At 73.5% G+C, this 4,529-nt stretch carries 4 protein-coding genes; 1 reads left to right on the top strand and 3 read right to left on the bottom strand.

All coding sequences use genetic code 11. From position 1 onward, the window contains the following. The 3 genes from ACJA3G_RS31005 to ureA all read right to left on the bottom strand — a co-directional run. On the bottom strand, positions 1-694 hold a 694-nt coding region (locus tag ACJA3G_RS31005), incomplete at its 3' end, for an agmatine/peptidylarginine deiminase (protein WP_406556359.1). 10 nt (positions 695-704) lie between these two features. After that, positions 705-2,438, bottom strand: coding sequence for an urease subunit alpha (locus ACJA3G_RS31000; RefSeq protein ID WP_406556358.1), 1,734 nt, complete (start codon positions 2,436-2,438; stop codon positions 705-707). Then, positions 2,435-3,136: an urease subunit gamma gene (ureA, locus tag ACJA3G_RS30995; RefSeq protein ID WP_406556357.1), complete on the bottom strand. Its 702-nt coding sequence runs from the start codon at positions 3,134-3,136 to the stop codon at positions 2,435-2,437. Before ureA ends, ACJA3G_RS31000 begins: the two co-directional genes overlap by 4 nt. A 160-nt stretch (positions 3,137-3,296) precedes the next feature. Between ureA and ACJA3G_RS30990 the strand changes: the two genes are divergently transcribed. Further along, the coding region (locus tag ACJA3G_RS30990) for a cytosine permease (RefSeq protein ID WP_406556356.1) at positions 3,297-4,529 on the top strand (1,233 nt) is incomplete at its 3' end.

Raw genomic sequence — 4,529 nt, 5'->3', positions numbered from 1 at the left:
GGGTGTGCGCGACGACCACGCCGGGGCGGGCGAACGCGGCGACGATGTCGACGTGGCCGAGCGTGCCGTAGCCGTGCGGCGGATAGTCGGCGGTCAGGCCGCGCGGCAGCCAGATCGCCTTGCGGGTGCCGAGCATGGCGTGGATCTCCGCCTCGACCTGCTCGCGCGTCCAGCCGGGGTTGCGCTCGGGGCCGAGCTGCACGGACTCGGTGAGCAGGACCGTGCCCTCGCCGTCGACGTGGATCGCGCCGCCCTCGTTGACCAGGCGCGAGGTGTACGTACGCGCCCCGGCGAGGTCCGAGACGTATGCGCCGATCTTGGCGTCGTGCTCCCAGCGGGCCCAGTCCTGGGCGCCCCAGCCGTTGAACGTCCAGTCCACGGCGGCGAGTTCGGAGCCGTTGGTCAGGAAGGTCGGGCCGATGTCGCGCATCCAGGCGTCGTCGAGCTCGCGCTCCACGAGATCGATGCCGGGGCCGAGCAGGGCGCCGGCCCCGGCGCTCTGACCGGGGCCGCAGACGACGGTGACCGGCTCGAAGCGGCGCACGGTCCGGGCGACGGCCGCCCACGCGGCCCGGGACCCGGCGAGCTCGTCCTCGTTCGGGAAGGTCACGTTGGGGCCGGGCCACGCCATCCAGGTGCGCTCGTGCGGGGCCCACTCGGCGGGCATGCGGAAGCCGTCGGCGGCAGCGGTCATCGTGGCGTCCTTAGAGGAAGTAGAGGCGGTTGAGGGAGACGGAGTCGGCGGGCTCCGAGCGCAGCGGGTCGCCGTCGAGGGTGACCAGTCCGGTGCGGCCGTCCACGTCGACCGCTCCGGTACGGGAGTTGAGGACGAGGTCGGCGGGGCCGATGCCCCGGGTGTCGCGCACGGCGACCCGGCGCCGGCGCGTCGGCATCAGATCGCCTCCCTGGTCGAGGGCGGCACGGGCCACGAAGGCGACGGAGAGCTCGGCGGGGGTGGCGCCGTGGGCGCCGAAGAGCGGGCCGAGGACCAGGGGCTCGCAGGTCTCGGTGGCCGCGTTCGGATCACCGGTGACGCCCCAGGCCGGGAAGCCGGACTTGAGGACCATCTGCGGCTTGGCGCCGAAGTAGGCGGGCCGCCACAGCACGATGTCGGCCAGCTTGCCGACCTCGATGGAGCCGATCTCGTGCGCGAGGCCGTGGGCGAGCGCCGGGTTGATGGTGAGCTTGGCGATGTAGCGCAGCACGCGCGCGTTGTCGTCGCCCTCGCCGTCGCCCTCCAGCGGGCCGAGCTCGGCCTTCATCTTCGCGGCCATGGCGAAGGTGCGGCGTACGGTCTCGCCCGCGCGGCCCATGCCCTGGGCGTCGGAGGAGGTGATGCCGATCGCGCCCAGGTCGTGCAGCACCTCCTCGGCGCCCATCGTCCCGGCCCGGATGCGGTCGCGCGCCATGGCCGCGTCGCCGGGCAGGTCCGGCTTGAGGCCGTGGACGGAGACGATCATCCCGTAGTGCTCGGCGACCGCGTCCCGGCCGAACGGCAGGGTCGGGTTGGTGGAGGAGCCGATGACGTTGGGCACGCCCGCCATCTTCAGCACGTTGGGGACGTGGCCGCCGCCGCAGCCCTCGATGTGGAAGGCGTGGATGGTCCGCCCCTCCAGGACCTTGAGGGTGTCCTCCACCGAGAGGCACTCGTTCAGGCCGTCGCTGTGCAGGGCGACCTGTACGTCGTGCTCCTCGGCCACGCGCAGCGCCGTGTCCAGGGCGCGGGTGTGCGCGCCCATGTCCTCGTGGACCTTGAAGCCGCAGGCGCCGCCCTCGGCGAGCGCCTCCACCAGCGGGGCGCCGTCGGAGGACGAACCCCGGCCCAGGAAGCCGATGTTGACGGGCCAGGCGTCGAAGGCCGCGAAGGCGTTCCGCAGCGCCCAGGGCGAGTTGACGCCAACGCCCCACACCGGGCCGAACTCCTGGCCGATGAGGGTGGTGACGCCGGAGGAGAGCGAGGCCTCCATGATGCGCGGCGAGAGCAGATGGACATGGGTGTCCACCGCGCCGGCGGTGGCGATCAGCCCCTCGCCGGAGACGATGCTGGTCCCGGTGCCGACGACGACGTCCACCCCGTCGAGGGTGTCGGGGTTCCCGGCGCGCCCGACGGCGTGGATACGGCCCTCGCGGATGCCGATGGAGACCTTGCGGATGCCCAGCACCGCGTCGATGACGACGACGTTGCTGATCACGACGTCGCAGGTGTCGCGGACGGCGGCGGCCTTCAGATGCAGTCCGTCGCGGGCGGTCTTGCCGAACCCGGCGAGGAACTCGTCGCCGGGCCGCTGGGAGTCCGACTCCACCCGGACGGTCAGCCCGCTGTCCCCGAGCCGGATCCGGTCCCCGGCCCGGGGTCCGAAGACGGCCGCGTACTCGTCGGGGTCGATGTGGCGGCTGCCGGGCGCGCAGTGGTCGCTGTGGCGGCTGGGCCTGCTCATGAGACCGCTCCTTCCGGGTGTGCGCCCAGGTAGCCGCAGGCGGCGGCCCGGCGCAGGGCCTCCTCGCGGGCGCCGGGCGCGTCCAGCGGACCGTCGACCAGTCCGGCGAATCCGATGGCGATCCGGGCGCCGCCGATCGGGACGAGCCCGACCTCGGCCTCGCCGCCCGGGTCGAACCGGACCGAGGACCCGGCCGGTACGCACAGCCGCGTCCCGTACGCGGCGGCCCGGTCGAAGTCGAGGCGCGGGTTGGCCTCGAAGAAGTGGAAGTGCGAGGTGACGCTGACGGGGACGGGCGCGGTGTTGCGCACGGTGAGCCGGAGGGCGGGCTCGGGGTCCGGGCCCTGCGGGCCGGGCAGCACGGCGCCGGGGGCGTCCGCGCCGAGTCCGCCGGCGCCACTGATGGGAGCCGGGACGACGGCGAGCCGCGAGCCGTCGTCGAAGACGGCCTCGACGTGCACCTCGGTGACCACGTCCACGACCCCCGGCAGGACGTCGTCGGGGCCGAGGACGCTCCGGGCCGCCGCGATGGCGTCGGCGAGCCGGCGTCCGTCGCGGGCCGCCTCGCAGACGGTGTCCGCGATGAGCGCGGTGGCCTCGGGGACGTTCAGCCGCAGCCCGCGCGTCCGGCGGGCCCGGGCGAGCTCGGCCGCGCCGAAGAGCAGCAGCCGGTCACGTTCCGTAGGGGTAAGTCGCACGCAGCACACCTCCATTTAGAACACCACTCTAACGGCTTGCTAGAAGCAATCAAGGGGTTGACTGACACATGCACCTGACCTCACATTGAACGCCACTCAAAGAACCGGAACGTCGACATCAGGCCAGCGCGTCAAGGCCATCGAGCGTCAGGGGCAGCCCATGCAGATCGAACAGCGCGGAGTCGACACGATCCCGGAGGAGGAACGCACCAGCGGCCCACGCGACCTGGTGTCGATCCTGCTCGGCTCCAACCTCTGCCTGGGCGTGATCGTCTTCGGCTGGCTCCCGGTCTCCTTCGGCCTCGGCTGGTGGGCGTCGGTGAGCGCGGTCGTCGCGGGCACGCTGGTGGGCACGGCGCTGACGGCGCCGCTGGCGCTGGTGTCCCTGCGCACGGCGACCAACCTGTCGACGTCGTCGGGCGCGCAGTTCGGGGTGCGGGGCAGACTGGTGGGCTCCGTGGTGGGCCTGCTGCTGTCCCTCGGCTACACGGCGCTCACGGTCTGGATCGGCGGCGACGCGATGGCGGGCGTCCTGCACCGGCTCTTCGGCCTGCCCACCGGCGGTGCCTCGTACGGGATCGTGTACGCGGTGCTCGCCGCGGCGACGGTGATCGGCGCGGTGTACGGGTACCGGGTGCTGCTGCGCCTGTCCCGGGTCCTGGCGGTCGGCATGACCGCGCTGCTGGTCCTGGGGGTCGCGGCCTACGCCCCGCACTTCACGACGGCCGCGCTGCCCGGCGCGGGCGGCTATCTGCTCGGCACGTTCTGGCCGACGTGGCTGCTGGCGCTGGTGGCGGCGGGGCTGAGCGGCCCGATCGCGTTCATCACGCTGCTCGGCGACTACACGCGCTACATCTCCCCGAGCCGCCACACCCCGCGCAGGGTGCTGCACGCGACCTGGCTGGGCCTGATCGCCGGGCTGCTGGTGCCGCAGCTGTTCGGCACGTTCACGGCGTACGCGGCGCGGGCGGCGGCGGACTACGCGGGCCCGCTGGTGGCGGCGGCGCCGGGCTGGTACCTGGTCCCGCTCCTCCTCGCGGCGTCGGCGGGGTCGGTGGGCAACGCGGGTCTGATGCTGTACTCGATGGGCCTCGACCTCGACGCGATCCTGCCGCGCGCGTCGCGTACGCAGGCGACGTTCGCGGTGGCCGGGGTGGCGACGGTGTGCGTCTTCGCGGGCCACTACGCGTGGGACGCGCAGGCGGCGATGACGTCGTTCGTCCTGCTGCTGACGGCGATCGGCACGCCGTGGGCGGTCATCACCCTGATCGGTTTCGTCCGCTGCCGGGGCGTGTACGACGCGGACGCCCTCCAGGTCTTCAACCGGCGGTCGCGGGGCGGGGCGTACTGGTACCGGGCCGGCTGGAACTGGCGGGCCGTGGCGGCGTGGGGG

Source organism: Streptomyces sp. YS-3 (genome assembly GCF_045257485.1).
Lineage (GTDB): Bacteria > Actinomycetota > Actinomycetes > Streptomycetales > Streptomycetaceae > Streptomyces.
Note: the sequence above shows the minus strand (reverse complement) of the source record. Positions and strands in the feature narration are given on the sequence as shown.